Genomic DNA, 26,385 nt, shown 5'->3' with positions numbered 1-26,385 from the left:
TCTCGGGACGTAGTGCCAAGCTAACCTTGTCGTTTGCGTGGCTCGGCAAGGTACGGTTCAGAAAAGGATCGGGCAGGCTCCACCCGGAAGAGCGGAGCCTGCTAACCGTCCTACTTCACGTTGGCGCCGACGACGCTGTCCCAGCCGCCGGTGACGGTGTCCTTGTTGTTGGCCAGCTCGTCCACGGTCGGGAAGATCGCGGTTTCATAGGCTTCGGCCGGAGGTAGCTTGTCGAGCAGTTCCTTGGGGAACTTGCCGGCCTTGGCCATCGCGCTGAAACGGGCCGGGTGGCAGTAGCCTTGCAACCACCCGGTCTGGCCTTCATCCGAATAGAGATATTCCATCCAGAGTTTTGCCGCGTTCGGATGGGGCGCATAGGCACTGATGGCCTGGACGTAGACACCGGCCACCACGCCCGACTTGGGCACTATCACATCCATCGGTGGGTTGCCCTTCAGGCCGTCACGCCAGGCAAGCAAATTGTAGTCCCAGGCCGCGACGATGGGCGTCTGGCCCTGCGCAATGGTTCCAGCCTTGCCCATGACCGGCACGAAATTGCCTGCCTTGTTGATCTCGGCGAAGAGCTCCAACCCCTTCTTGCCCGACTCGTCACCGGGCTTGGCGCCGCGCGAAATGCCGGCCGACATGATGGCGAGGATGGCTTGCGCAGAAGCGCGCGGGTCGCCGGTGAGCGAGACGGAATTGGCATATTCCGGCTTGATCAGATCGGCCCAATCGGCTGGGGCGGTGGCAACGAGGTCCTTGTTCACGCCGAAGGACATGACGCCGTAGTAATCTCCGTACCAGTAGCCGTCGGCATCCTTGATGTTGCCAGGAATCTCGTCCCAAGTCGCTACCTTGTGGGGCTGAAGCAGGCCTTCCGCCTTGGCCGCGGGGGCAAAGGCCATGCCCAGGTCGACGACGTCGGGCGCCTGTGGTCCGGTGTTGCCCTTGTTGGCCCTGATCGCCTCGACCTCGTCGGCCGTGCCGGCGTCGGGGTTCAACTCGTTTACCGTGATGCCAGGATACTTGGCTTTGAAGCCGGCAATCACGTCGCCATAGCCGCACCAGTCATGCGGCAGCGCAATGACGGTCAGCATGCCTTCCTTCTTCGCGGCGGCTACCAGATCATCCATTGCATCGGCATGAGCGATACCGGGCAATAGCGATGTCAACGTGAGCGTCGAGGCAAGAGCGGTTGCGCCCGCATTCCTTGCGAGGTTCTTCATTGATGTCTCCCAGTTCAGGCCGCCGGTCGGCGACGGGTTTCGTGGCAGTTCCCGTTCTCGCGCCTGGGTTGCCGAGTTCCCCCTCGAGCAGGCCCACATGCGAGAAAAGTTCGAGGACGTTCGCGCGCGATCCCCTGGTGCGCCCTGTCGCTGACGGTGCCTTTCGCGTACCGGGCGCCGGGGATCGGCGGTGCTTTTTTGATGCCAAGGGTGTAACAATTGGACGAACTATCAATGTCCACTACGCTGGGTCTCAGCATACCAATTCCTGACGCGGGGACTGCCCAATTGGTCAAGCAGCACGAAGGCGCGATCCTGCCGTTCATTCGCGTCGATCCCGGCGCCTCCGTGCCCATGTTTCGGCAGATTCAGGACCAATTGCGCACAGCGATCCTGAAGGGACATCTGCCTGCCGGCTCCCGACTTCCGGCGAGCCGCGTGCTTGCCGACGAGCTGGCGATGTCGCGGCCTACGATCGTCAGGGTGCTGGAGAACCTGAAATCCGAAGGATATCTCGAGACACGGCAAGGCTCTGGCACCTTCGTGGCGAAGGATCTGCCGCGTCCGCTTTCCCGAAGGCGCTGGCTGTCGGCGGTGGGCGAGGAGACGGACGGCTCCGCGCCGCGCCTGTCACGGATCGGCGACTTGTCACGGCAGATGTCTGCGGACATCGGCAGGGTCGAGTACCGACCCTTCCTGCCCAATCACCCGGCCTTCGAGCGGTTCCCTTTCGCCGTCTGGGGTAAATGCTGGAACGCTGCGACCAGAGGCGGGCGCGCCGCCGGCCTGGGCTATGGCGACCCCGCGGGGGAGGCGGTGCTGCGCCAGCGGATCGCGGAATATCTCGCGCTGCACCGCCGCGACCCTTGCGACCCCGAACAGATCGTCATCACGCCGGGCGGGCATGCGGCCTTCGCGCTTGCCGCCATGGTGCTCGCCAATCCCGGTGACAAGGTCTGGTTCGAGGATCCCGGACCGCTCACCGTCTACAACCTGTTCCGGACGCTGGACCTCCGGATCTGCCCAGTGGACGTGGACACGGACGGGATGGACGTGGCTTCCGCCGCCGAACAATATCCTGATGCGCGGTTGGCTTTCACTATGCCGTCCAGGCACCATCCGCTTGGAGTAACGCTTTCGCCAGCGGGCCGCCAAGCCATGCTCGACTGGGCGCAACAGAACCGATCCTGGATCATCGAGGACGATTACGACAGCGAATTCCGCTATGTCGGGCCGCCACTGCCGTCCATGCGATCCACTGACAAGCACGACAGGGTCATTTATGTGGGTACTTTCAGCAAGGCCCTCTATCCAGCGCTCCGCGTGGGCTATCTGGTATTGCCGCCGCAACTTGTTGGATCTTTCCGCAACCTTGCCGGCCTGATGAGCCGCAGCGTGACTGTCGAGACCCAGCTGGCGCTTGCGGAGTTCATCGGCGGCGGGCATTTCGCCAGCCATCTCAGGCGCATGAGGGACCTCTACACGCTGCGGCGCGCCGCTTTCGTCGAGGCCGGCAGGGCAGCCCTCGACGGACTTGCCAGGATCGACTGTCCGGACAGCGGCATGAACGCACTGGCCTGGCTCGAAGGTGGTCTGGACGATGCCGCTGTGCATCGATCGGCACGGGCTGCCGGAATCCAGTGCTTTCCTTTGTCGGATTACACTGTAGGCGCCAAAAGGCCGAGTGCCATCATTCTTGGGTTTTCAGGTGTGCCGGCCGACAAGATGAAATTTCACTTTGGAAAATTGGCCGAGGCAATGAGAGGCAGCCGATAAGGATTTTTGCGACGGGCTCGCTCCCGCCATCAGCTACGAGCGCCATCGTTTCCCGCCGCAGATCATGCTTTGAATGCACTCAGCTGGGAAATAGGAAATCACCCTCGCCGAGTCCACGGCGACCAATCCATGCCTGGATGGCAATCCGAGTCTGCTTGGTGATTTCGAGCTGGCCGGGCCGTCCGGTCTTCCGCTGGATCAAAACCCCGCGATCTCGCCCCCCCCTCGCCCCCCCCCGGAGAGAGCGATGTCGCCCGCACGAAGAGCAAAGAGATCGCTTGCACCCCTGTGGCCGTCGCTTGCCGTTGCGGAATGTGATAGCTTGTCCGCTGCATTCTCTCTGAGTGAGCGTGTGGTCAGCACACCAAGTGCTGAAGGAGGAAACCATGACATACTGGTCGAAGAAACGCGCTGGCGGCGCGGCTGCCGGCGTATTTGTCATGCTGGCCGGAACCATATCGGCCGCGTCGGCTCAGGAAGTAAAGACGCAGACCCTGTACGGCAACATGAACTCGGTCACGCAAGACATGATGAACAGGGCCGAGAGTGACGGCAACAACTTCCTCCATACAAATGCGAACTACAACCAGACCCGCTACTACCCCAATCGGCAGATCAATACGGACAACGTCAAATACCTGCGGCCAGCCTGGATATTCCAGACCGACGTGGTCGAGACGATGGAAACCACGCCGATTGTCGTCAATGGCATCATGTATGCAACGACGGCCTTCAACCATGTCTATGCCCTGGATGCGCGCACCGGCGAACAGATCTGGCACTACAAGCACCCAATGGGGCCGATCACGACTTTCTGCTGCGGCCCGAACAACCGAGGCGTCGCTGTCTATGGTGACAAGGTGTACATGGGGACACTCGATGGCCAGCTCGTAGCGCTCGACGCCAAGAATGGATCGGTCGTCTGGAAGAAGGACATCGCCGACCCGGCACTCGGCTACAGCGAGACGATGGCGCCGACCGCCGTCGACGGCAAGATTCTCATCGGCACCAATGGCGGGGAATACGGCATCCGCGGTTTTGTGAAGGCCTATGACGCCGAGACTGGCGACCTCCTTTGGACGTTCGACACAATCCCCGAAGACACCGTCGGTGTCTGGGCCACGCATGATGCGACCGGCCGCGATATGCATCGCGACATCGAAGCGGAAAAAGCCGCGCTCAAGAAAACGGGCGATCCATACAAGACGCTGGGCGGTGGCGTGTGGCAGAACCCTGCGGTCGACCTGGAAACACGGCGCATCTACTTCGTGGTCGGCAACCCGTCCCCCGATCTGGATGGCTCGCTCCGGCCTGGGGACAACCTCTATACGGACTCGCTCGTCTCGGTGAACCTCGATACCGGCGAATATGTCTGCCACTTCCAGTACATCCCCCACGACGTGTGGGATCTCGACTCGGTCAGCCCGCCGATCATCGCCCCGGTAAAGACCGACACCGGAGAGACGGTGAAGGGCATCCTGCATGGTGGCAAGACCGGGCACATATACGTGAACAAGGCGGACGACTGCAGTCTTGTCCGCTTTTCCGAGGCCATGGTTCCGCAGGAGAATATGTGGGTGCTGCCTACGGCCCAAGGCGCTCGAATGCTTCCCGGCGCCAATGGCGGCGTGGAATGGTCGCCGATGGCGATCGACGCCGACCATTCGCTTGCCTATGCAATCAATCTACACCAGCCGATGACCTATCATGTGGAGAGCACACCTTATCCCGAGGGCAAGTTGTGGCTCGGCGGCGCCTTCAAGGTCATCCCCACCGAAGAGCAGTGGGGCAACGTCACGGCGGTCGACTACAACACCGGCAAGATCCGCTGGCAAGTGAAGACCGAGCAACCGATGATCGGCGGCGTTCTGGCCACCGCTGGCGGCCTGGTGTTCACAGGCGAAGGCAACGGCCTGTTCAAGGCCTATGATGCCGGAACCGGCTCCGTATTGTGGAGCTTCCGCGCCGGCGCCGGGGTCAATGCACCGCCGGCCTCCTACACGATAGATGGCGAGCAGTACATCGTCGTGGCCGCGGGCGGCAACACGCAACTAGACTACAAGCGCGGCAACGACATCATCGCATTCAAGCTTGTTCGATAGGAAGCTCCGGACGGGCGAAGCGCCTTGGCGCTTCGCCTTCCCTTGCACCCATACTGGAGTAGCAATGCGAGCCGTTCACCTTGCAAGCTTGTCAGTATTTGCGGCGGTCGTCGCCTTGTCGGTCGGCCGGTCCGCAGATGCGCAACAAGCAACAGCTCCTGCGCCAGAGACCGCAGAAAAGGTGCAACTATGCGTCAGTTGCCACGGCGCAGACGGAAAACCGGTCGTCGAAAAGGTGCCGATCATCTTTGGCCAGCACATGTTCTATCTTCTCACCCAACTCAAGGATTACCGGGCGGGTCGCCGCGCCAACGAGGTCATGGCTCCGATCGCCTCCGAGCTTTCCGATGACGAGATGAAGGCGCTTGCGACCTATTTTGCAGCGCAGCCCTGGCCGAACTATTCGGAGGTCAGTAGCGCAGAAGACAATGCGCGCGCGCACAGCCTCGCCGTCGAGGGCCAGTGTACCCAGTGCCACCTCGGAGGAATGCTGGGCGACAGCCGCAACCCTCGGCTGAACCACCAGAAGACCGACTATCTGGCCCAGACGATGAGCGATTTCCGGGGGGGAATCCGCAAGAATGCCGCGGCCATGGCAGCGATTGTCAAGGACTGGTCCGACGCCGACATAGCTGCGATGAGCCGCTATCTCGCCGGCCTCTGATCGGCTGGCTGCGTCTGTAACGCATTGAGCACGGCAGCATCCGAGGCAAGATCGGCTGCCGTCTTGCCTTGCCCGTCCCGCAGGCTCGCATCAGCGCCGTGCGCCAAAAGCCATCCGACCATTTCGGCATGGCCGCGCTCGGCCGCGATCATCAATGCCGAACGGCCTCGGTCGTCCACGGCGTGGATGCTAGCGCCCCGCGCCACCAGCAACTCTGCCATGGCAAGGCCGTCATGCGCTACAACGATATTCGGGTAGCCGGCGGCCCACATCAATGCCGTCAGCTTATGTGCATACACCCTATTCACGTCAGCGCCGGCATCGAGCAGCATGCGCACGATCGGCACAAGGCCCTTCGCCGCAGCATAGACGAGCGGACCTTTGCCGGTGCCGTCCGGTTCGTTCGGATCAGAGCCATGATCCAGCAGGACGCGCACAAGCTGTTCGTCGCCCTCGAACGCAGCAGTGGCCAGCAAAGTCGATCCGCGTGGAGCCAGGCCGGTGGTCGAAGCTCCCCGCTCCAGCAGAAGCCGCACCACTTCATGGCGCCGGCGCGCAATCGCAAGCGCCAAGGCCGTCGAGCCCTCCAGATTGGCATGATTGATGTCGGCCCCCCTGTCGAGGAGCAATCCAACCATACCCTTGTGGCCGCTCTGTGCGGCGTAAAGCAGCGCCGTATTGGACACGCGGTCGCGCGCGGACACCGAAGCGCCGCGGTCCAGGAGTTCCAGCACGATCGTCGTGCAGCCCTCGTCGGCTGCCCGAAACAGGAAACTGTTGAGGCGCGCGGGATTGAGCTGGCTCTCGGCTTGCGCAATGCGCCCTTGCAGCCAGCCGCAGGTCAGCGGGTTGAAGTCGCTGGCCCGCTCAGCGGCTGAAACAATTTGACTGCAGGTGAGCACGCATGCGGTTGCAAGAACTACACGACCGCGCACAGTACGCTCCCATGAACTCTTGGCCTGCTCAAACATAGATGAAGTTGGGTGGCTTGTCTGGGCTCAGTTTCTGCGGATCGACGATTCCCGTCGCCTGGGCCGGCAATCGTGAAGGCCTCGGGTGGTTCAGGAGTCCTGATCCAGCCAAACCGTCGACTTTTCCGGCTTTCTGAAAGGCCTGAGCCCTCACGAATGGCGGCCCTTGGTCACGAGCACTAGTTGCGCGTCTTGGCGTGCGGCTTCAATCGCAGCGACCTTGGCATGTATTGCGGATTGCGGGAACGCTGGGCCAGCACGCCAAAACGATCAGCGTCCGCGGATTGCCAATGACGGTGGCCAATCCGCCCATTGCCGCGCTCGCGACCGGCATCGGCACTGCCGAGCTACACCACTTTGGGGGATACGATCTCATTGAATGCTACAAGGACATATGGTCACCTTGCGGATATGGTCGACGGCTATTCCCGCGGCCGTGCTGGGTGCCAACGGCCGCCTTGCGCTGAAGGCGGCCGGCTGCTGATCGGCGTCGATCAGTGCCCACCGCAACAGCAGTCGCAGCCAGTCTCTTTATGTCGCGCGATTTCGACGCGCCAGATTTCAGGGCCTTGCTCCAGATAGTCCCAAGACAGTTGGCCCGGTAGCGCCATCTCGAGCTGGTAGTGCAGCGGGCGCGGATCGTGATCGCTGACGATGACAAGGGCTTCTCCAGGCGTGAGCGCACCAACCATTCCGAAGATCCTCGGATGGCGTTCCGCCCTCGCAATCGCCCGCACGTCGATGGAAGGCTTCGCTCCCGTTTGTGTAACTGTCATTCCGGTATTGTCCTGCGGCCTCCAATACCAGCGACCGGAAAAGTGGCCGCCCTTTCCCGGATGCGACGAACCCCAGGGTGTCGGGCGCCAATCCGATTTGCCAAATCGCAAACAATTTCAGGAAACGGGCCATGTGGCCGGTTGCTTGGCATTTCGCAAAGAGGCGGGGCGGACAGCGGGCTAGAACCCGCGCGAACACGCGCGACAGAACTGGAGAAGCCATGCCCGCATCCATCCTGCAAAAATATGGGGAAGCCCGGCTGCCTCGCTATACCAGCTATCCCACGGCACCTCGTTTTTCGCCGTCGATCGGCGCTGGGGCCTATGGCGACTGGCTGGAGCAACTGTCTGCAAGCGATCCTGTGTCGCTTTACCTTCACATCCCGTTCTGCCGATCGATGTGCTGGTATTGCGGCTGCCACACCACGATCACGAGGCAGGACAGGCCGATCCTCGACTATCTCACGGTTCTACGCGATGAAATCCGCATGGTCGCCGAGCGCATACCGCAGCGGATGCCGGTTGGCGAAGTGCATTTCGGCGGTGGTACGCCGACCATCATGTCGCCAGCCGAGTTCCTTGCTCTCACGGCATTGCTGCGGGAGCAATTCTCCTTTGCCGAGGCAACCGGCATCGCCGTCGAGATCGATCCCCGCGGGCTGACAGCGGAAATGGCCCAGGCGCTGGGGGCCGCCGGCGTCACCCGGGCCAGCCTCGGCGTCCAGAGCTTCGATCCGGTGGTGCAGAAGGCGACCAACCGTATCCAGAGCGAGAAGCAGACGGCGGAAGCGACCGACCACCTTCGCCGCGCCGGCGTCGGCGGCACCAATTTCGACCTGATCTATGGCCTGCCGCACCAGACGGTGCAGTCGTGCATCGAAACGGCAAATGCCGCCATCGCCATGCTGCCCGACCGCTTCGCGGTGTTCGGATATGCGCACGTCCCCTCGTTCAAGAAGCACCAGCGGATGATCGATGAGAACGCGCTGCCCGACGGGCCGGCTCGTAACGAGCAAGCGGAGGCAATCAGCGAAACGCTTATTGCCGCCGGCTACAGGCAGATCGGCCTCGACCATTTCGCTCTGCCCGGAGACGATCTCGTCCAGGTGCAGGAAACTGGCAGGTTGAGGCGCAATTTCCAGGGCTACACGACGGACAACTGCGATACGCTGATCGGCTTCGGTGCATCGGCCATCGGCAGAATGACCGACGGCTATGTGCAGAACGAGGTGGCTCCCGGGCTCTACGCCCAACACATCGCATCGGGGCAACTGGCAACCGCCAAGGGCTACCGCCTGACCGCGGAGGACCACGTGCGGGCTGAAATCATCGAGCGGCTGATGTGTGACTTCGCAGTCGACCTGCCCGCGATATGCAGCGTCCATGGCTTCGATGCATGCCAGCTTCTCGACGGCAACGACAGATTGGCGGCACTCGAGGACGACGGTGTGCTCGACATGAAAGACGGTGCGATCCGCGTCAGCCAGGACCGTCGTTTCGTCATACGTGCGGTCGCGGCAGCCTTTGATGCCTATCTCGAACAGTCGAACCGCACGCATAGCAAGGCAGCCTGACTGCCGCGAATCCCAAGCAGCAAAAAGGCCCGGTTCTGGCGCACCGGGCCTTTCAGTATCGCGGCCTTGTTCCCCTATCCTGCAAGGCTGCGATAAATGGCGGGAAGTGCGGCGGGCAGCCGGCCGATATTGCCGACCAGCGCGAAGCCGTTCTGACCGAACATTGCCGGGACATAGGATTTAGCCTCACGGTCCACGGTCACACCGAAGACGCTCAGGCCCATCCGTCGCGCTTCGATCACCGCACGGCGGCTATCTTCGAGCGCAAACCGTCCCTCATAATGATCGATGTCGTTGGGCTTGCCATCGGTCAGCACCAGAAGCAGCTTCTTGCGATTGGGCTGCTTGCCAAGTTCGGCAGCCGCATGCCTGATCGCCGCTCCGATCCGCGTGTAATAGCCCGGCTTCAACGCGGCGATACGAGACTCCACCACAGAACTCATCGGCTCTTCGAAAGCCTTGACCACCTCGATGCGCACCCAGTCGCGCCGCCTCGACGTGAAAGTCAGGATAGAGTGACTGTCGCCACAGGCGGCAAGCCCGTTGGCCAGGATCAGCAGAGCTTCCTTCTCGACGTCGAGCACGCGGCGATTGTCGAACCAGGCGTCCGTCGACAAGGACACGTCGACAAGGATGGTGACTGCAAGGTCATGCACCTGCGGCCGACTCATCAGGTGGATGCGGTCGCTGCCTTGCCCGCCCGCGGCCAGGTCGGTACGAGCGCGCACCACCGCATCGAGATCGAGATCGGCGCCGTCGAGTTGTGCCCGCAGGACCTCGCGGCGCGGCCGCAGCACCTCGAACTGGCGCCGCACCCTTCGAATGAGGCGCCTGGTCTCGACATCAAGCCCGGCGGACTCGCCGAGGGCCGAAGCAGGTGCGGCCAGCACGCGGCAGTGATCCGGAAGATAGGTGCCCGAGCGGAAATCCCATTCCGGATAGGTCCGCTCGGCCGTCAAAGGCGTGCGGTCCAGCGCTTCCGGCGGCAAATCGAGGTCGAAGCGGAAGCGCGTGGCAGGCCGGCCCTTGCGCTCGCCCAGCGTCATGTCGTCGAGGTCTTCCGCAGCCTTGGCGTCCTGGTCGTCGCTGTCGTCGGACGGACGATCGACATTGACCATCTCCGCCATGGCAAGGATCTTCTCGAAGCGATTGAGGATGAAAGGGCTGCGCTCGTCGGTGCGCGCATCGGCGTTTTCGCGGACTGCAACCTGGCTCTCGGTCTCGACCCCAGCCACGTCGCGGCCACCTGCAACCGGCTCATCCTCGCCGCGGCGCGGCGCCGTTTCCGGGCGCAGCAACGCGTCAGGCCAGAGCGGCACCGGCAGCATCGGCAGGTAGCCTGCTGGGGCGCGGTGCGGAAAGATCATCTCCAGCGCATCATCGGCCAAATCCGATGCCTGCTTGAGCAGGCTCGCGACGCGCCCCTCTACCTGAGCCTCGACGGAAGGTAGCGGGCCGCGATGGCGCGCTGCAAGTGTTGCGGTGGCAAGCCTACGGTAGCGACGCTCAAGCCCCGGAAAGCTCGAAAGCACGGTGGCCACGGTGGCTTCGGCACGCTTGAGCGCGACAAGGTCGCGCAACAGCGGATCGGCTTCGGCAACGGGTTCCAGCGGCATCACCGCCATATAGGCGACCAGCCAGACATAGAGGTCGCGATTGAGGCCCCTGTCGGGGAAAAGCTCGATCGCGCCAGGCAAGATCAGTGAGGACATGTCGCGCCCAGGCTGGGCCAGCTTTTCCTCGCCGAGCCCTATGCGCTGTCGCCATCCGAGCCTGTGGCCGGAGGTTTTGCCGCGCGCTGTGGCAATCTGCACCGCACTCTCGCCGCCGAAGCCGCGGAAGCAAACCGCAAGCACCGGCTGAACATCGGCAAGGCGTACCGCATGTTCCGGGTGGCGGGGCCAGGTCTGCACATGTCCGATCAGGCGATGCCAGGCGCGGCCGACAGTTTCCTCCAGCTCTAGGAAGTCCAGCATGATAGGCGCCTCAGCGGATCAGGGAATCGGCCAGTTCGAGCAACGCAGTCTTGACATCGGGCTCGTCGGTCAGCGGCTCGATCATCGCGGCAAGGACTGCTTCGCGCGCCGGCACGCCGGCCTCGATGAGGCTGGCGCAATAGACGAGCAGCCGGGTCGACGCGCCTTCCTCGAGGTCATGGCCTTTCAGCGCGCGAATGCGCCGGGCGAGTTCGACCAGAGGCCCGACCTTGGTTTCGGCGAGGCCGCTTTCAGCTGACACCACGACGATTTCCTCGGCCTTGGGCAGGAAATCGAACTCGATGGCGATGAAGCGCTGGCGGGTGCTCGGCTTAAGGCTCTTCAACAAGTTCTGATAGCCCGGATTGTAGGACACGACGAGCATGAAGCTCGCCGGCGCCACCAGCTGTTCGCCGGTGCGTTCCAGCGGCAGGATGCGGCGGTCGTCGGTCAGTGGATGCAGTACTACGGCAACGTCCTTGCGGGCCTCGACGATCTCGTCGAGGTAGCAGATGCTGCCGTCGCGCACGGCGCGTGTGAGCGGTCCGTCGACCCAGACCGTATCGCCGCCCATGAGCAGATAGCGTCCGGTGAGATCGGCGGCGGCGAGGTCGTCGTGGCAGGAAACGGTCGAAAGCGGCAGGCCTAGCTTCGCCGCCATATGGCTGACGAAACGGGTCTTGCCGCATCCGGTCGGCCCCTTGAGAAGCAGCGGCAGCCGGCGCGCCCAGGCGCGCTCGAACAGGGAACATTCATTGCCCGAGGGGCTGTAATAGGCGGGGCTGTCGGCAACAGGGCGCACATTTGGCAGGGCGATAGTCATAGGAGCTCCGTGGAGGGCGCAGGTGCGGGAAACATGGCCCCGGGCTGACCGGGGCCATGTGGCTGGCGTTACTCGGCGGGTAGGACGACGCGGGCCAGTTTTTCGCTGCGTGTGCGGCCCGGCGCGAGCACGGCCCACATGAACATCAATGCGGAAATGACCACGACGACGCCGGAGCCAAGGCGCACCCAGTAGAACAGGGTCAGCTGGTCCTGCACGTCCATGTAGCTCTCGCCCAGCACGCGCTGGAGATGCACCTGGACGACACCGGCGAAGGTGAGCGCAAATGTCATCACCGACATCGCAGTCACCATCATCCAGAAGCTGACGATGTTCAGCCACTGGTTATACGGTGCGCGACCACGGATCTCGGGAATGGCATAGGCCATCATGGCGAGATTGAGCATCACATAGGCGCCGAAGAAGGCGAGATGGCCGTGTGCCGCCGTCACCTGCGTGCCGTGGGTGTAGTAGTTCACCGACGACAGCGTGTGCAGGAACCCCCAGACGCCGGCGCCGAAGAATGCCATCACGGAGCAGCCGATGGACCACAGCAATGCTGCCTTGTTGGGATGGTTGCGGCCGGCCTTCCAGGTCATGTGGAAGGTGAACAGCACCATCGAGAAGAAGGGAGCGACTTCGAGCGTCGAAAACAGCGAACCGATCCACTGCCAATAACCCGGCGCGCCGATCCAGTAGTAGTGATGGCCGGTGCCGAGGATGCCGGAAAACAGCGCCAGGCCAACGATGATGTAGAGCCATTTCTCGACGACCTCGCGGTCGACGCCGTTGAGCTTGATCATCAGGAACGCCAGCACCGACGCCATGATCAATTCCCACACGCCCTCGACCCAGAGATGGATGACATACCACCAGTACATCTTGTCGAGCGCGAGGTTGGAGGGGTTGTAGAACGAAAACAGGAAGAAGATCGCCAGCGCCCATAGGCCGAACAGCAGGATGTTGGTGATCGTCGTCTTGCGGCCCTTGAGGGCTGTCATGGTGATGTTGAACAGGAACATCAGGACCACGACGACGATACCGACCTTGATGACGAAGGGCTGCTCGAGAAACTCGCGGCCCTCGTGGATGCGGAACAGATAGCCGACCACGGCCACGCCCGCCGCGACGAAGAACATCCAGAACTGGATGATCGCCAGCTTCGGGCTGTAAAGCTCGGTCTCCGTTTCCTCGGGCAGCAGATAGTAGGTTGCGCCCATGAACCCCATCAAAAGCCAGACCACCAGCGCGTTGGTGTGGATCATGCGAATGATGTTGAACGGCAGTAACTCGGAAAGCGTGTTGGGCACAACGTAGACGAGGCCGGCAAGCACGCCGAAGGCGACTTGGGCCAGGAACAGGACCAGCGCGCCGTAGAAATAGGTCATCGCGACCTTTTGCGTTTGGTATTTCATGTCTGTCTCCTTGGCGCCTCAGCCTGCCTCGTTTGGGGGCCACTTCTGGGTGTTGATGCGGCTGGTCCATTCGAGAAAATCGGCGAGATCGTTCAGCTCCTGATCGGTGAGGTTGAACTGGGGCATCTGGCGCCGCCCTTCGATCCCCGAGGGCTGCGCCGCCATCCAGGCCTTGAGTGTTTCGCGCGCGCCGTCGGGGTCGCTCTCGCCGCCGTAGCGCTTCCAGACATTGCCCAGTTCAGGCGCGAAATAGGCCCCTTCGCCGAGGATGGTGTGGCAGTTGATGCAGGAGTTTCTCTCCCAGACGTGTTTGCCGCGCACGACGGAGTCCGTGAGCGTCGTCTCGTCCGTGGAGGTCGTGCGAATGTAAAAGTGGCTGTGGGCCGTCAGCCCGACGAAAATTGCGAAGAAGAAGATCGAACCGCCGTAAAAGACGTTTCGAGCCCCCGTTTTTGTGAGGCGTTCTGCCATCACGTGATCCTTTCCAGGCAGGTGACCGTATAAGCGGATCGGCCCAATCGTTTCCCTCCCGACGGGTAATCCCGGCGGTCTCCGGCTGACCCGGACCGGAACCTTCTATGGGTTTGGAGAAGACGTTCTTTGCGTTTTGGCAAACAACTCGTCTGCGGCTCAGCCGGCAGCCATCGCCAGCGCAATGGCCTTCGCCGCTGCTCCACACATAAGGATCAAGCACCAGCCCAGCAGCGCGCGCCGTATCACCGCCTCGCCGTCACCGCGCAGGCCCATGAAATCGAGGATAACGAGGCGAGCCTTGAGAACGGCAAGGCCGAGGACGAACGCGATGGCCGTCGTCGCCCCGCCAAACCGCACGATCAGCACGCTCGCGCCGGTGAGCGCCAAAAGAATGAGCCAGGTCCTGGCAAGCCGATGTGCGGAGCCCTCAGTCATGTCGCTCACGCCAGATAGACAAGCGGGAACATGACGATCCAGATCAGATCGAAGATGTGCCAAAGCGTGGTGATGAGCACCATGTTCGAGCGCTCCATCCGCAAACTGACGAGCAGCAGCACCAACGCTCCGAAGGCGACGTGCAACAGGTGGAAGCCTGTCAGCAGGAAATAGAGCTCGAAGAACACGCCATAGGCTTCATCTCCTGCATGCACGATCTCGCCACTGTATTCGAACAGCTTGATGGCGACGAACACCAGACCGAAAAGTGCAGCCACAATGAGTGCGATCCTTGCCTGGCCGCGCGTTGCGTCAGGCCGTGCCGCGCGCGCTGCCTGCCAGCCGCTGGTGAGAAGCATGGCCGTGTTCAAGGCGGCAAGCGGCGCGTTCAGGTGCCGGCGCGCGGATGCGAACTGGTCCGCTTGAACGAGGCCGGCAACCTGGAAGGCCACGAGCAGGATGCCGAAGGCGGCAAGCTCGCTCCACACCAATATCCAGAGCAGAAATTCGCCGGCATCCGGATCGTCTCCGGCCCGCGTGTTCGATACGGCCACATCCATGTCGGCTTCATAAGGACGTGCCCGATCGCCTTCTTTGCGATTGCGCAAGGTGGCGAGCATGAAAATCTGCAGGATCGCGGCAGTGAACGCCATCAAGCTATCGGGAGCCCGCGCCATGACCAATGCCCAGATCGGACTTTCGGTTGCCACGCCGATCATCGTCGGCTTTGCGCTGCTTCTCTATAGGATGGGGGTTCTGCAGCGTGCCGGGGCGGCATCGGCAGTCCTTGCATCGGTCGCCATCGCTGCCGTGCTCTTCTTCAATCAATAGAAGCCGCAGGGCCGGAAGCGATGTTCGAACCCAGCCCGACTGTCGGTTTTGGCGAACTGAGCCAACTCTATCGCCAGACGCTGCAGATATGTGACAGCCTCGAAGCGGTCGCGGATTCCCTTCCTCGACCCGACCGGAAACGCTGCAGGCAGATTGCCGCCTCGCTCAAGCCGGCTATCGAAGCTGCAAACCGGCTGGAAGAGCAGGTGCTTTCCCCCGCCGTCCTCAGTCGCCTGCCGGACGAGGGCATGCAGGCGACAATCTGCCGGTTGCGTGAAGAACATGCGCAGGATGGAGCCGCGGCCGATGAAATAGTCCGCATCCTCGTTACTCTGTCGCGTGGCGGCGGACGACGCTCCTGGGAGGCCATAGGCTACATGTTGCGAGCCTATTTCCTGGCCGTTCGCCGCCATGTGGCGTGCGAGCAGAGCTTGCTCGCCTCGCTGCGGACGATCTCCAACTCTCACTGAAAACTGCAATCGAGCGAGACTGTATTTTGTCGGCCTTGGTGAAGCACTCAAGGCTTGCGTTTCGTCCAGCGTAAAAGTTTCTCTCGAGAACATGCCAGATTGTCGCACTGCAGTATCTGTTTGCGCTGCAGCAAAGACCGGTTGTCGCGAGGCTCCTATTCTCCTGATCGTAGTAACGGGCAACGTCACGAAGGAGATTGAAAATGTTGACGCGACGCGAAGCACTCTTGGGTACAGCCACTGGTGCGGCTGCAGCTGCGATCTTCGGCTCTATGGTTGCAACGCCGGCTCTGGCTGAGGCGCGCGTAGCCGATGTCGCCACCCTGCCGCGGGTCAAGGTCGATCTCGTCGCGCCACCCTATGCCCACGCCCACGACCAGATCGCGAAGGGCGGACCGAAGGTGGTCGAATTCAAGATGGTCATCAAGGAGCAGCCGATGGTGATCGACGACGAGGGAACGACACTCAGGGCCATGACCTATGAAGGCTCGATGCCCGGCCCGTTGATGATCGTTCATGAAGGCGACTATGTCGAACTCACCCTCGTCAATCCCGAGACCAACGAGATGCCGCACAACATCGACTTCCACGCTGCCACCGGCGCGCTGGGCGGTGGGGCGCTGACCCATGTCAATCCGGGCGAACAGGCGGTGCTGCGCTGGAAAGCGACGCGAACCGGAACCTTCGTCTACCACTGCGCGCCGACGGGTATGATCCCGTGGCATGTGGTGTCTGGCATGAGCGGCGCCGTCATGGTGCTGCCGCGTGACGGTCTGAAGGACGAGGCCGGCAAGCCGCTGAAGTATGACCGTCTCTTCTATATCGGCGAACACGACCTCTACGTGCCGCGCGACGAGAACGGCAAGTACAAGAACTACGAGTCGCTCGGCGACAGCTATGATGAAACGCTGAAGGTGATGCGTGGCTTGATCCCGACGCACGTCGTGTTCAACGGAAAGGTCGGTGCATTGACCGGTGACAACGCGCTAAAGGCCAAGGTCGGTGAGACGGTGCTGTTCATTCATGCTCAGGCGAACCGGGATACCCGGCCCCATCTGATCGGCGGCCATGGCGACCATGTCTGGGAAGAGGGCAAGTTCACCAATCCCCCGGCCAAGGACCTGGAGACCTGGTTCATCCGCGGCGGATCGGCGGGAGCTGCACTCTACACCTTCCTGCAGCCCGGCGTTTACGCCTACGTCAATCACAATCTCATCGAGGCGGCGGAACTCGGTGCCACCGCGCATGTGATGGTCGAGGGTGAATGGAATGACGACCTGATGAAGCAGGTCCAAGCCCCCGGCCCGATCCCGACCAACTGACCGGCAGGCACCTTTCACTGTCCAACTCGGCCCGCCGGCATGCCTGCGGGCCGTTTTTTAAAGGATGAGATCGATGAAACCAGGCATTCTCCTGGCCACGGCCATCGTGGCCCCCGCCATCGCTCTAGCCGTCTATTCCCGCACAGGCGGGCCCAACAGGCTGGAGGCGCCAACGGGGCCTTCAACAGTCACGATCACCGCCGGAACATTGGCCTATCGGCTACCTGGGGAATTCCTGAAGGCCGAACGCCCGGTAGACGCGCCAGCCAAGGACGTGCGCTTCCGCAGCTCCTTCGAGATCATGGCCTATCAAGTCAGTGCCGGTGACTATGCCCTTTGTGTTGCCGACGGCGCTTGCGAGACAGCCGAAAGTACAAGGGCTGGCACAGCCGATCTTCCGGTAACCGGTGTCAGCTTCCGCGACGCGACCGCTTATGCAAAATGGCTGTCGGATCGAACCGGTGAGACATGGCGGCTGCCCACCGACGAGGAATGGGCGTTCGCAGCAGCCGAGCGGTTCACCAGCGACACGCTTGGGGTTGAAGACGCCAACAACCCGGCCACACGCTGGCTGGCGCGCTATCGTCGTGAAGCCGAGGCGGCAAAGGGACGTGATCCGGAGCCCAAGCCCCATGGCCATTTCGGAGCGAATTCGAAGGGCGTATATGATCTTGCCGGCAATGTCTGGGAGTGGACCTCGACCTGCTACCGCCGCGCTTCCGTGAACCATCAAGGTGACGTCGATAACAGCACCGACAATTGCGGCGTCCGGGTCACCGGCGGTCAGCACCGCGGCTACATGTCGTTCTTCATCCGTGACGGCAAAAGCGGCGGCTGTGCTGCCGGTATGGCGCCCGACAATCTCGGTATCCGGCTGGTGAAAGAGCGCCCGTCGTTGTTCGCAACGCTCAAGGCCTTCTGGCGCAGCGCTGCCGGTTAGAACCGGATCTGGCAAATCCCCACTCGATCAAGAGACCAATCAGCAGAAGGCCCAGATTTCATTCGGAGATCTGGGCCTTATTTCTTCCCGCTGTATGAGGCAGATGCTGCAACCATAAGATCCCTGCTCAGGAGGGTGCGGCGTTGGGCTGCCGCGCGCGCAGCTTAGGACGCATGAGCATGCCGCCATACAGCAAGGCATAGCCCAGAAACGCCACGGTCCACGCCGCCGCCGATCCATGCAGCAGCGCCGGCTCGCCTGGCAGAAATGCCGCAGCTATGCGCATCACCGCCGAAACGACGACGGCGGCGAAGATCAGGCAAGAGCCGGCACCGGCCTGCAATTCGCGCCCGGTGTGTCCCCGTGTTGCCCGCGCCATGACGGCCAGCGTCATCAAGCCGATCGCGCCGACGCCGAACGCATGGAGGGCAGCCGCTTGCGGGACAGTCTCTGGCAAGAGCGCTGCCAGGCCTGCCAACGCAAGCCCCAGCGGCACGAAGGCGTAGGCGACATGCAAGACGAGAACCAGTGGGTCGCGCAGCGTGCGGTCGCCCGCCCAGCGGACAAGACGTACTGTGTTGAGAAGCGCAGCCACCAAAAGCATCGCGCCTGTAACCGGCTGCTCGGGGAAACAGGCCCAGGCGGCAAGCGCAAAGCCCGAGAGCGCGATCGTCGCCACATCGAAGCGATTGAACGGAACCGGCAGCCGCCCCGGATTTTCGCGCGCCAGCCAATTGCGGGTGAAGCTCGGGATGATGCGTCCGCCAATGACCATGATGAGCACTATGCCCGCCCCGATGCCAAGTCGGCGTCCGACGTCGGCTGCGCCCTGATAGTGCGCCTCGACATGGAAGACGACGTTGGCGGCAAGGAGCACCGCCACTGGCGCCAGCACCTTGAGATTCTTCCAGTTGCGCCCGGCGATGATTTCGATCGCCGCGGCGACAGCAACCGCCAGCAGGAACGCGCTGTCGATGACGGCTGCCGCGAGCCAGCCAATGTCCGCCGAAAAGAACGTTGCCAGGCGCCCAGCCAACCACAGGAGAACCAATGCGAGCAACGGCAGTCCCTGAACAGGCAGCCGGCCGGTCCAGTTTGGAATGGCGGTCAGCAGAAACCCGGTCACGATGGCGGCGAGATAGCCGAAAAGCATCTCGTGGATGTGCCAGTCCACAGGCGCCAGTGCACTCGCCGTGTCGAGCCGGCCGTAAAGCAGGGGCAGCCAGAACAGGATGGTGATGTCGGCATAAAGTGAGCCGAGCAGGAAAAATGGACGGAAACCGTAGGAGAGTACTGCGGGATAGTTGCCCGGCCGAACGCGTGGAATAGCCATGACATCCCCTTCAACGGGAAAGGCCGGATGGAGCCCGTCCACCCGGCTGATTTAGAGACGAATTGAGTAGTCTCGCCTCGCCACTCAGTTGGCCGCGGGAACCTGCGCCAACAGCGCTTCGAACGACTTCTTGGCCTTGCCCACCTGCTTGACGGCCTTCGCCTGCTCCAGGTTGGTTGGCTTGCCGACCACGATCAGCGCAACCATGCCCATGCCGTAGTGCGGCGTGCATTTGACGCCGTAGACGCCCTCCTTGTCGAGCGTGACGGTGATCTGCTCGTTCATCTTGCCCTTGAAGGGCGTAGCACCCTCAGGGATCATGTCCTTGATGCTTTCGGCATCATGGGACTTGTCGGTCGGCACGAAGGTGATGGTGTCGCCGGGCGCTGCCACCACGAAATCGGGCTGGAACACCATGGCCCCCTTTTCACCCTTGTTGAGCATCTGGATCTGGTGATCGGCGGCCTGGGCGGCACCGGCCAGAAGGACGGCTGCGAACGCGGCTGCAGTGGCAATGGCGTATTTCATGATTTGTCCTATCCTTAATCGACGGCTCCGAGCCGTTGGGCCTTGCGTAAGGTGATTTTGCCGGGGACACTTTGATCCAACGCAAACCGGACGGCGATGATCTGTGGTTTCGGGGGGGGCAGCATTGGGCAATCGCAGGGAGCAACTGAAATGAGCCGTCTTGACCGCTCGTTAATCGCCGGCTTGACCGTATTCCAGGGCATGGCTCTGACCGATCTCGACCGCGTTCTTGTGCAGGCGCGTTCGCTACGCATCGCCAAGGACCAGTCCGTCTTCGAACAGGAAGGAGAAGCGCATTCCTTCTTCCTGTTGCTCGATGGCCACGTCCGCGTCGTCAAGACGACCCCCGATGGCCAACAGGTCATCGTGCGTTACATCAGCCCCGGGGAACTGATGGGCATAGCGCACGCGCTCGGGCGCACCACTTATCCGGCCAGTGCCATAGCTGCCGTCGACTGCGTCGTACTCGCCTGGCCCGGAAATCTATGGCCGGAGTTGGTGGGGTCCTTTCCGAGCTTTGGAGCGAGTACCTACAAGACTGTCGGGTCCAGGCTCCAGGAGGCACAGGCCCGCGTCGTCGAGTTGGCTACAGAACAGGTCGAGCAGCGTGTCGCCCACGCGCTGCTCCGGCTGGTCAAGCAGACGGGAAGGAAGACCGACGAAGGCATTCTCATCGATTTCCCGATTTCACGCCAGGACATCGCCGAGATGACGGGAACGACGCTCCACACGGTCAGCCGGTTGCTCACGGCCTGGGAGGAGAAGGGACTGGTCAAGAGCGGCCGTCAAAAGGTGACGGTCGTCGAACCGCACCGCCTGTTCGTTCTGGCCGAGGGGCGTGCCGACAAGAGCTGACCGCCCAGGCTCATTTCATCGCCGTCATCAGGTCGCGAACAAGCGCGTCTTCGTTCAGGCCATGCTCCCTCGCCGCATCCGAAACCGTGTGGAACGAAGCGATGGGACAGCCAACGCAAATGAGACCGTGGCCGAGGATGACCCGTATGGTTCCCGGCCATTGGCGCATGATGGTGTCCATTGTCATGTCGTCGTTGAAACGTGGCTTCATCGTCGCTGTCCGCTTTTGAAGCCATCATGATGGGCGCGCCCGGCAGCGCGGTCATTGCGCGCGGACAAACAGAAAGGCGATCGCGCCGATTTCAGTCCAGCGCCATGTCACCAAATGGAATTCCCGGATGCCCCCGCAAACTCACAGGCTGTTGGTCGTGATCGGCTCGATTTCCAGCGTGTTCTCACCGCGACTGTAGGCCAGCGCAAGGCGAAACGAATGTGCGATGCGAAAAGCCCGCTCCATGAACAACGCCGCAATCTCCTGCGGGCAGAGACTGGTCACCGTGGTGCGAAAGAGTTCCAGCCAGCGCCGGAAATGCTGTTCGCCCAGGCCAGGGATCGCCAGGTGCGGCGGTAGCGGGCGGCCGTCGTAGCGGCCAGTGCGCAGCATCATCGACGACCAGAAGTCGCACATCTTCATCAGATGTTTCGGCCAGTCTTGCGGCTTAATGGCCCCATTGAACACCGGCCCGAGCAGCGCGTCCTTGCGGATCTCGTCATAGAAGCCGTGGACCACGTCATGGACCATCCGCTCGTCTAGCTGCTCCGGCAACACCCGGCCGTCCACAACCATGGTTGCATTGGCTGTTTCATGTTTGCTCATGCGTGCCTTCCATTGCTGACGAAGTCGATGCCCAGCAGCGAACGCATGACCGTCCCGTCATGCACAACGTCTGCCAGCGTGTATTTGTCCAGAACCGCGAGATAGGCGCGCAATGCCTCTGCGAACATGCCCTTGAGCCGGCACGCAGGAGAGATGGCGCAAGCACCGCCACTGCTCTGCAGGCACTCGACAAGCGAGAAATCCTCTTCGGTCGCCCGCACCACCATGCCGATGTTGATTTCTTCGGGGCGCCGGGTGATCCGAATCCCACCGGTCCTTCCGCGGGTGGTCGCGAGGATGCCAAGATCGCGGAGCCTCATTGCGACCTTTAGAAGGTGGTTGCGCGAGAGGCCGTAGGCCTCGGCGACATCCATGACCGTGCATGTCTGCTCCTGCCGCACCGCGACATAGATGAGCATCCTGAGTGCATAGTCCGTGTGCAGTGTCATCCGCATGGGATGTCGCCCTTTCCAAAATGCGCCGCCGCGATCCTCGTCGACGCAATCTCCAGCTGGTGATTGTCACGGCGACAAACTGCCGTTATTAGTGGTATTTGACAAGCCACTTATAGCGGCGGTGCAACTTTGCCACGCCACGCCACGCCACGGCCGGTCGCAGCCGTTCAGGCAAATTCGGGAAAGCCACGCCAAGCACCCGGTGCGGATGCGACGGCAAGAACCTTGGGAGACCCAATCGTGAATGATCAACAGTCGGGGAGCACGCTCGTACCCATGCTTATCGGCGGCCTCTTATTGGTCATTGTCGGATACGTCATAGTGATGACGTTCGTCTGAGTTCGAACGACGGCTGCTATCGAATTGTCCGGCAGCACCCGTTGGAGGCCAGTCATCAAGCACGCAATCTGGGGCAGGTAGCCGAGTCTTGACAGTCTCAGGGCGCACGCCAAGAAGCTTCGTCGTCTCTTCGATGGTCATGCCCTCGAAAACGTGAGCGACTAAGACGGTTCGATACGCAGGATCTGCGCTTTGAGGGCCTTGTCGCTGGGGAGGCGTTTAACGCGAAAGGTTCCCGGGGATCGTCACATGCCGATCGAAGCGAGGAATTCGCGTCTGAGATCGGCATCCTTGTCGAACACACCCGACATGCGTTTGGTGACCATTCGCGTGCCATGCGCATGGACGCCACGCGTGCTCATGCAGCCATGCTCTGCCTCGATGACGACGGCGACACCTAACGGCTGCAGGGCATCATCGATTGCATTGGCGATGTCGTCGGTCAGGCGTTCCTGGATTTGCAGGCGCCGCGCGCAAGCGTCGACGACCCTCACCAGTTTGGAGATGCCGACCACCCGGTTGACAGGCATGTAGGCGATATGCGCCTTGCCGCGAATTGCTGCCATGTGGTGTTCGCAGAACGAGTCAAACGGGATGTCGCGAAGCTCGACAGCGTGATTGTAGCCGCCGATCTCGTCGAAGGTTCGTCCAAGCAGGGCGACGGGATCCAGATCGTAACCGCCGAACCATTCCTCGTAGGCGCGGGCGACGCGTGACGGTGTATCCAGGAGACCGGGCCGTGCGGGATTGTCGCCCGCCCAACGGATCAGCGTTCGCACCGCCGCCTCGGCCTCCACCCGAGTTGGTCGGGTGGCAAGCAGGAGCTTGGATAGCCCCGATGTCGGTTGGGGTACGGCGGCGGCCGTGTCTTCTCCGGTGTCGCTTGGCAATTCCGCATGCCTGTCCATAGGTTTCTCCTGGCGTTGATGTGAGAACCATTGGATGCGGCAGCGGCGAAATGGTTCCAGCCATTCGCGACGCGCGACAAAGGAGTGTGCCGGCCACCAGTCCTGGGAACCTTTTGGGCCGTGCGGCGTCAATTCTGCATCCGACACCCGATCGGCGGATCGTCGGCAAGGTCGTGAAGGAGAGCCACCAATGGCTGCTCAGAAAAATCCGGACATGGGCCCTGACTTTGCGATCGGCGTGCCGATCGCCGCATTTGACGGCAAAGGGCTGCTTCAAGGGCATGTCGGCGGCGAGGCTGTGCTTTTGGCGCGTGTCGGCGACGATGTGCTGGCGGTCGGAGGTCTGTGCACCCACTACGGCGCGCCGCTAGGGCATGGGATCGTGGTCGGCGATACCGTTCGCTGCCCCTGGCACCACGCCTGCTTCGATCTCCGTACCGGTGAGGCGCTCGGCGCGCCTGCCTTTGATCCGCTGCAGCGGTGGCGAGTGGAACGCCGCGACGATCGGGTTTTCGTGACCGGCAAGCTTCCGACTGAAGAACACGACGCACCGTTGTCGCAAAGCGATGCGGCCTGCCAGCAGGGCCGCTTTGTCATTGTCGGTGGCGGTGCGGCTGGCTTCGCCGCAGCCGAGATGCTTCGTCGCCGCCAGTTCGCTGGCGAAATCACCATGCTCAGTTCGGACCAGGACGGGCCCTACGACCGCCCCAACCTGTCCAAGGACTATCTTGCCGGAACCGCGCCGGAGGCGTGGGTTCCGCTACGCACGCTTGAATTCTACGCCGAGAACAAGATCGATCTCCAGTTGCGAACGACGGTTGAGCGTATCGATGTCATGAGCCGTGCGGTGATTGCGGCCGACGGAAGAGTATTCCCCTTCGACCGCCTGCTGCTGGCTACAGGAGCTGAACCGGTTCGCTTGCCGATTGCCGGCGCCGATCGCGACCATGTCTTCACATTGCGATCGCTGGCCGACAGCCGCGCGATAATCGAGCGTGCCCGGCACGCGAAGACGGCGGTCATCCTGGGGGCGGGGTTCATCGGACTGGAAGTCGCCGCCGCCCTTCGTCGCCGCGGCATCTCGGTTCATGTCGTCGCGCCGGAAGGCCATCCGCTCGGTGCGATCCTCGGCGCTGAACTTGGCGCATTCATCCGCTCGCTGCACGAAGAACATGGCGTGGTTTTCCATATGGGAGCAACGGTCAAGGGGATCACCGGGCAGGCGGTGACGCTGAACGACGGTCGTATGCTTGATGCCGATCTTGTCGTCATGGGCGTCGGGGTGACACCACGCATCTCGCTTGCGGTCGACGCCGGCATTGCTGTCGATCGGGGTGTACTGGTCAACGAATTCCTCGAGACGAACGTGGCAGGCGTATTTGCCGCCGGTGACGTCGCGCAGTGGCATGATGTGCATACGGCTGAAACGCGTCGCGTCGAGCACTGGGTCGTGGCGCAACGCCAGGGGCAGGTCGCGGCGGAAAATATGCTCGGCGCTCGGCAGCCATTCCTGAGCGTTCCGTTCTTCTGGAGCCAGCATTACAACGTGTCGATCCGTTATGTCGGCTACGCCCGGACGTGGGACGACATCGAAATCGACGGAAGCATCGCCAATCGCGATTGCCTGGTCGGCTACAAGAAGGATGGCACGATCGTCGCTATCGCTGCCATCGGTCGCGACGCCCGAGCGCTTGAATGCGAGGCGTCCATGGCTAGTAGGGCTCGGAAAGGGTCGTGAGACCGGGTGTCGAATTGACCAAGACCCCGTTGCAAGCGAAAGCAATGATGCTCTTTCTTCCGTTTCCTGTTCTGCCCAATATCAGCAGCAAACATCGGCAATCGATATCGGCAAAAACTTGATATTGAAGGCCACAAGTGCTTTTTATGCAAGGCTTTGAGAGCTTGCGAAGATCGGCAAAAAATGAGCGTGATCGAAACCCCGTCGCGGATTGAACCGCTATTTTTCGAGGACAGCATCCCCGCTGGGCTGGCCGACCTCACCGTTGAGCTGCAGCGTGAGGCAGGCAACCTCGGTCGCGGCCTTCATCCTGAATCTGCTGGTGAGCTGGCCGATCTCGTCAGAATGATGAACAGCTATTACAGCAACCTGATCGAAGGCCACAACACCCGTCCCAAGGACATCGAGCTTGCACTGGCCGGTACCGAGGTTGAACCCGAACGGCGGGCATTGGCTCTCGAGGCGAAAGCCCATGTCGAAGTGCAGCGCGAAATCGATGCAATGTATCGGCGCGGTGAACTGCCCAGCCCGACATCGATCGATTTCATCAAATGGATCCATGAGCGCTTTTACGCCGAGATGCCTGACGAGTTCCGATCCCTTGAACGGCCAGACGGCACCAGGATGGAGATCGTGCCCGGTGAATTCCGAAACTCAGCCGGTCAGGATGTCACCGTCGGCCGACACCACCCCCCATCTTCCGACAGGGTGCAAACGTTCATGGAATGGTTTCAGAAGCGCTTTGCAATGGCTGAGAGGCAGGCCAGTTCGCGCATCATCGCCATGGCGTCTGCCCACCACCGCCTCAATTTTGTGCATCCATTTTCCGATGGCAACGGCCGTGTCAGCCGTTTGATGTCTCATGCAATGGCATTGAAAGCAGGCATTGGCGGGCAGGGCCTGTGGTCGATCTCGCGCGGTTTGGCTCGGGGCCTGAAGGACCGTGGTGAGTACAAGCGGATGATGGATCACGCCGACAGTCCGAGACAGGGTGACCGTGATGGTCGAGGCAATCTGTCGGAAGCCGCGCTCAAGGATTTCTGCGCCTGGTTCCTGACTGTCGCCCTTGACCAGGTCCGCTTCTCTGCGACCATGTTTGACCTTGAACGCCTTGAGGATCGCTATCGCTCTCTCGTGCGCGACACCTCCGACGACAAGCGTGCCCCCGATCTGATCACGGCCGTCTTGAAGCATGGATCGCTGGCTCGAGGAGAGGCGAACCTTGTCCTCAAAACCTCGGAACGGACTGCCCGCACGACGCTGAATGATATGGTGAAGCATGGCTTCCTGAAGTCTGACAGTCCGAAATCCCCAGTGCGGATCGCCTTCCCGCTCGACTACAGGGAGCGCCTGTTTCCGAATCTGTTTACGGATGCTGAGGTCAGTGTGCCGCAAGCACCTGCAGTCAATTTCAGATGACGGCTGGTGGCAGGCCTTCACACCGAGAGGTCGACTTTGCACGCCGGTTTACCGTGCGGATACTGCGAGACAAGCAAACCCATCTTTGTTACGAAAGCTGAAGGGTTGGTTCGCGAAGCACTGAAGCTCGGGGCAATCTCTGCTTGGAATGAAATGGAATTCAGACGCATGCACCTGCCGGCATTGTCTCAAACAACAGTCGTGTTTGCGCCGTC

26 protein-coding genes and 1 pseudogene are annotated in these 26,385 nt (G+C 61.8%); 11 read left to right on the top strand and 16 right to left on the bottom strand.

Annotated features, from left to right (window positions below):
- Nucleotides 1-110: 110 nt before the first annotated feature.
- Nucleotides 111-1,229, bottom strand: coding sequence for an ABC transporter substrate-binding protein (locus ABSY17_RS01185; RefSeq protein WP_378940954.1), 1,119 nt, complete (start codon nucleotides 1,227-1,229; stop codon nucleotides 111-113).
- A gap of 288 nt (nucleotides 1,230-1,517) precedes the next feature.
- Between ABSY17_RS01185 and ABSY17_RS01180 the strand changes: the two genes are divergently transcribed.
- The 3 genes from ABSY17_RS01180 (at nucleotide 1,518) to ABSY17_RS01170 (ending at nucleotide 5,771) form a co-directional block, all read left to right on the top strand.
- Entirely contained in the window at nucleotides 1,518-3,005 is a 1,488-nt protein-coding gene (locus ABSY17_RS01180; protein WP_378940952.1) for a PLP-dependent aminotransferase family protein, read from the top strand.
- A gap of 440 nt (nucleotides 3,006-3,445) precedes the next feature.
- Nucleotides 3,446-5,107: a pyrroloquinoline quinone-dependent dehydrogenase gene (locus ABSY17_RS01175; RefSeq protein WP_378941141.1), complete on the top strand. Its 1,662-nt coding sequence runs from the start codon at nucleotides 3,446-3,448 to the stop codon at nucleotides 5,105-5,107.
- A 64-nt stretch (nucleotides 5,108-5,171) separates the two neighbouring features.
- Nucleotides 5,172-5,771 carry a c-type cytochrome gene (locus ABSY17_RS01170; protein ID WP_378940950.1) on the top strand — a complete coding sequence of 200 codons (600 nt, stop codon included), beginning with the start codon at nucleotides 5,172-5,174 and terminating at the stop codon, nucleotides 5,769-5,771.
- Here ABSY17_RS01170 and ABSY17_RS01165 read toward each other — a convergent pair.
- Both ABSY17_RS01165 and ABSY17_RS01160 read right to left on the bottom strand, forming a co-directional pair.
- Nucleotides 5,753-6,742 carry an ankyrin repeat domain-containing protein gene (locus ABSY17_RS01165; protein WP_378940948.1) on the bottom strand — a complete coding sequence of 330 codons (990 nt, stop codon included), beginning with the start codon at nucleotides 6,740-6,742 and terminating at the stop codon, nucleotides 5,753-5,755. The two genes, ABSY17_RS01170 and ABSY17_RS01165, sit on opposite strands and share 19 nt — an antisense overlap.
- Nucleotides 6,743-7,236: 494 nt before the next feature.
- Entirely contained in the window at nucleotides 7,237-7,518 is a 282-nt protein-coding gene (locus tag ABSY17_RS01160; protein WP_378940946.1) for a DUF2249 domain-containing protein, read from the bottom strand.
- A 221-nt stretch (nucleotides 7,519-7,739) separates the two neighbouring features.
- Between ABSY17_RS01160 and hemN the strand changes: the two genes are divergently transcribed.
- Nucleotides 7,740-9,092: an oxygen-independent coproporphyrinogen III oxidase gene (gene hemN / locus ABSY17_RS01155; RefSeq protein WP_378940944.1), complete on the top strand. Its 1,353-nt coding sequence runs from the start codon at nucleotides 7,740-7,742 to the stop codon at nucleotides 9,090-9,092.
- A 74-nt stretch (nucleotides 9,093-9,166) separates the two neighbouring features.
- Here hemN and ABSY17_RS01150 read toward each other — a convergent pair whose 3' ends face one another.
- The 6 genes from ABSY17_RS01150 to ABSY17_RS01125 all read right to left on the bottom strand — a co-directional run bounded on the left by ABSY17_RS01150 (nucleotide 9,167) and on the right by ABSY17_RS01125 (nucleotide 14,775).
- Nucleotides 9,167-11,068, bottom strand: coding sequence for a nitric oxide reductase activation protein NorD (locus ABSY17_RS01150; RefSeq protein ID WP_378940942.1), 1,902 nt, complete (start codon nucleotides 11,066-11,068; stop codon nucleotides 9,167-9,169).
- Nucleotides 11,069-11,078: 10 nt separating this feature from the next.
- Nucleotides 11,079-11,891, bottom strand: a complete 813-nt coding sequence (locus tag ABSY17_RS01145) for a CbbQ/NirQ/NorQ/GpvN family protein (protein ID WP_378940940.1) — start codon at nucleotides 11,889-11,891, stop codon at nucleotides 11,079-11,081.
- 68 nt (nucleotides 11,892-11,959) lie between these two features.
- Entirely contained in the window at nucleotides 11,960-13,306 is a 1,347-nt protein-coding gene (locus tag ABSY17_RS01140; RefSeq protein WP_378940938.1) for a cbb3-type cytochrome c oxidase subunit I, read from the bottom strand.
- An 18-nt stretch (nucleotides 13,307-13,324) separates the two neighbouring features.
- Entirely contained in the window at nucleotides 13,325-13,777 is a 453-nt protein-coding gene (locus ABSY17_RS01135; protein WP_378940936.1) for a c-type cytochrome, read from the bottom strand.
- A 159-nt stretch (nucleotides 13,778-13,936) separates the two neighbouring features.
- Nucleotides 13,937-14,215, bottom strand: coding sequence for a cytochrome C oxidase subunit IV family protein (locus tag ABSY17_RS01130; RefSeq protein ID WP_378940934.1), 279 nt, complete (start codon nucleotides 14,213-14,215; stop codon nucleotides 13,937-13,939).
- 5 nt (nucleotides 14,216-14,220) lie between these two features.
- Entirely contained in the window at nucleotides 14,221-14,775 is a 555-nt protein-coding gene (locus tag ABSY17_RS01125) for a cytochrome c oxidase subunit 3 (RefSeq protein WP_378941139.1), read from the bottom strand.
- Nucleotides 14,776-14,857: 82 nt separating this feature from the next.
- Here ABSY17_RS01125 and ABSY17_RS01120 point away from each other — a divergent pair, with 82 nt between their 5' ends.
- The 4 genes from ABSY17_RS01120 to ABSY17_RS01105 all read left to right on the top strand — a co-directional run bounded on the left by ABSY17_RS01120 (nucleotide 14,858) and on the right by ABSY17_RS01105 (nucleotide 17,778).
- Nucleotides 14,858-15,046, top strand: a complete 189-nt coding sequence (locus ABSY17_RS01120) for a hypothetical protein (protein WP_378941145.1) — start codon at nucleotides 14,858-14,860, stop codon at nucleotides 15,044-15,046.
- A 20-nt stretch (nucleotides 15,047-15,066) separates the two neighbouring features.
- Nucleotides 15,067-15,516 (top strand): hemerythrin domain-containing protein, encoded by a 450-nt coding sequence (locus ABSY17_RS01115; protein WP_378940932.1) that lies wholly within the window; start codon nucleotides 15,067-15,069, stop codon nucleotides 15,514-15,516.
- Between the two features lie 203 nt (nucleotides 15,517-15,719).
- Nucleotides 15,720-16,838 carry a copper-containing nitrite reductase gene (nirK, locus tag ABSY17_RS01110; RefSeq protein ID WP_378940930.1) on the top strand — a complete coding sequence of 373 codons (1,119 nt, stop codon included), beginning with the start codon at nucleotides 15,720-15,722 and terminating at the stop codon, nucleotides 16,836-16,838.
- Between the two features lie 73 nt (nucleotides 16,839-16,911).
- Nucleotides 16,912-17,778, top strand: a complete 867-nt coding sequence (locus ABSY17_RS01105; protein WP_378940928.1) for an SUMF1/EgtB/PvdO family nonheme iron enzyme — start codon at nucleotides 16,912-16,914, stop codon at nucleotides 17,776-17,778.
- Nucleotides 17,779-17,905: 127 nt separating this feature from the next.
- On the opposite strand, the gene ABSY17_RS01100 is transcribed toward ABSY17_RS01105, so the two are convergent.
- Complete coding sequence (locus ABSY17_RS01100) at nucleotides 17,906-19,111, bottom strand: NnrS family protein (protein ID WP_378940926.1); 1,206 nt, start codon at nucleotides 19,109-19,111, stop codon at nucleotides 17,906-17,908.
- 84 nt (nucleotides 19,112-19,195) lie between these two features.
- The gene (locus tag ABSY17_RS01095) at nucleotides 19,196-19,639 is read right to left on the bottom strand and encodes a pseudoazurin (RefSeq protein ID WP_378940924.1); all 444 of its coding nucleotides are present in this window, start codon (nucleotides 19,637-19,639) and stop codon (nucleotides 19,196-19,198) included.
- A gap of 150 nt (nucleotides 19,640-19,789) precedes the next feature.
- Here ABSY17_RS01095 and ABSY17_RS01090 point away from each other — a divergent pair, with 150 nt between their 5' ends.
- Entirely contained in the window at nucleotides 19,790-20,494 is a 705-nt protein-coding gene (locus ABSY17_RS01090; RefSeq protein WP_378940922.1) for a Crp/Fnr family transcriptional regulator, read from the top strand.
- Nucleotides 20,495-20,504: 10 nt separating this feature from the next.
- Here ABSY17_RS01090 and ABSY17_RS01085 read toward each other — a convergent pair whose 3' ends face one another.
- From ABSY17_RS01085 to folE, 5 genes and pseudogenes are all read right to left on the bottom strand, one after another.
- Nucleotides 20,505-20,705 carry a DUF1858 domain-containing protein gene (locus ABSY17_RS01085; RefSeq protein ID WP_378940920.1) on the bottom strand — a complete coding sequence of 67 codons (201 nt, stop codon included), beginning with the start codon at nucleotides 20,703-20,705 and terminating at the stop codon, nucleotides 20,505-20,507.
- A 141-nt stretch (nucleotides 20,706-20,846) separates the two neighbouring features.
- Complete coding sequence (locus tag ABSY17_RS01080; protein ID WP_378940918.1) at nucleotides 20,847-21,311, bottom strand: group III truncated hemoglobin; 465 nt, start codon at nucleotides 21,309-21,311, stop codon at nucleotides 20,847-20,849.
- Complete coding sequence (locus ABSY17_RS01075) at nucleotides 21,308-21,766, bottom strand: RrF2 family transcriptional regulator (protein ID WP_378940916.1); 459 nt, start codon at nucleotides 21,764-21,766, stop codon at nucleotides 21,308-21,310. Before ABSY17_RS01075 ends, ABSY17_RS01080 begins: the two co-directional genes overlap by 4 nt.
- 417 nt (nucleotides 21,767-22,183) lie before the next feature.
- A pseudogene (locus ABSY17_RS01070) lies at nucleotides 22,184-22,282 on the bottom strand (sigma factor-like helix-turn-helix DNA-binding protein); the annotation flags it as partial.
- 68 nt (nucleotides 22,283-22,350) lie between these two features.
- Complete coding sequence (gene folE / locus ABSY17_RS01065) at nucleotides 22,351-23,013, bottom strand: GTP cyclohydrolase I FolE (RefSeq protein WP_378940914.1); 663 nt, start codon at nucleotides 23,011-23,013, stop codon at nucleotides 22,351-22,353.
- Nucleotides 23,014-23,203: 190 nt separating this feature from the next.
- Here folE and ABSY17_RS01060 point away from each other — a divergent pair, with 190 nt between their 5' ends.
- Both ABSY17_RS01060 and ABSY17_RS01055 read left to right on the top strand, forming a co-directional pair.
- A complete protein-coding gene (locus ABSY17_RS01060; protein ID WP_378940912.1) occupies nucleotides 23,204-24,751 on the top strand; it encodes an FAD-dependent oxidoreductase in 1,548 nt (515 codons plus the stop codon).
- Nucleotides 24,752-24,940: 189 nt separating this feature from the next.
- Nucleotides 24,941-26,170 (top strand): Fic family protein, encoded by a 1,230-nt coding sequence (locus tag ABSY17_RS01055; protein ID WP_378941137.1) that lies wholly within the window; start codon nucleotides 24,941-24,943, stop codon nucleotides 26,168-26,170.
- Nucleotides 26,171-26,385: the final 215 nt, after the last annotated feature.

This window comes from Mesorhizobium sp. ANAO-SY3R2, from assembly GCF_042466635.1.
Classification (GTDB): domain Bacteria; phylum Pseudomonadota; class Alphaproteobacteria; order Rhizobiales; family Rhizobiaceae; genus Aminobacter.
This window is presented reverse-complemented; position numbering and strand designations above follow the sequence as displayed.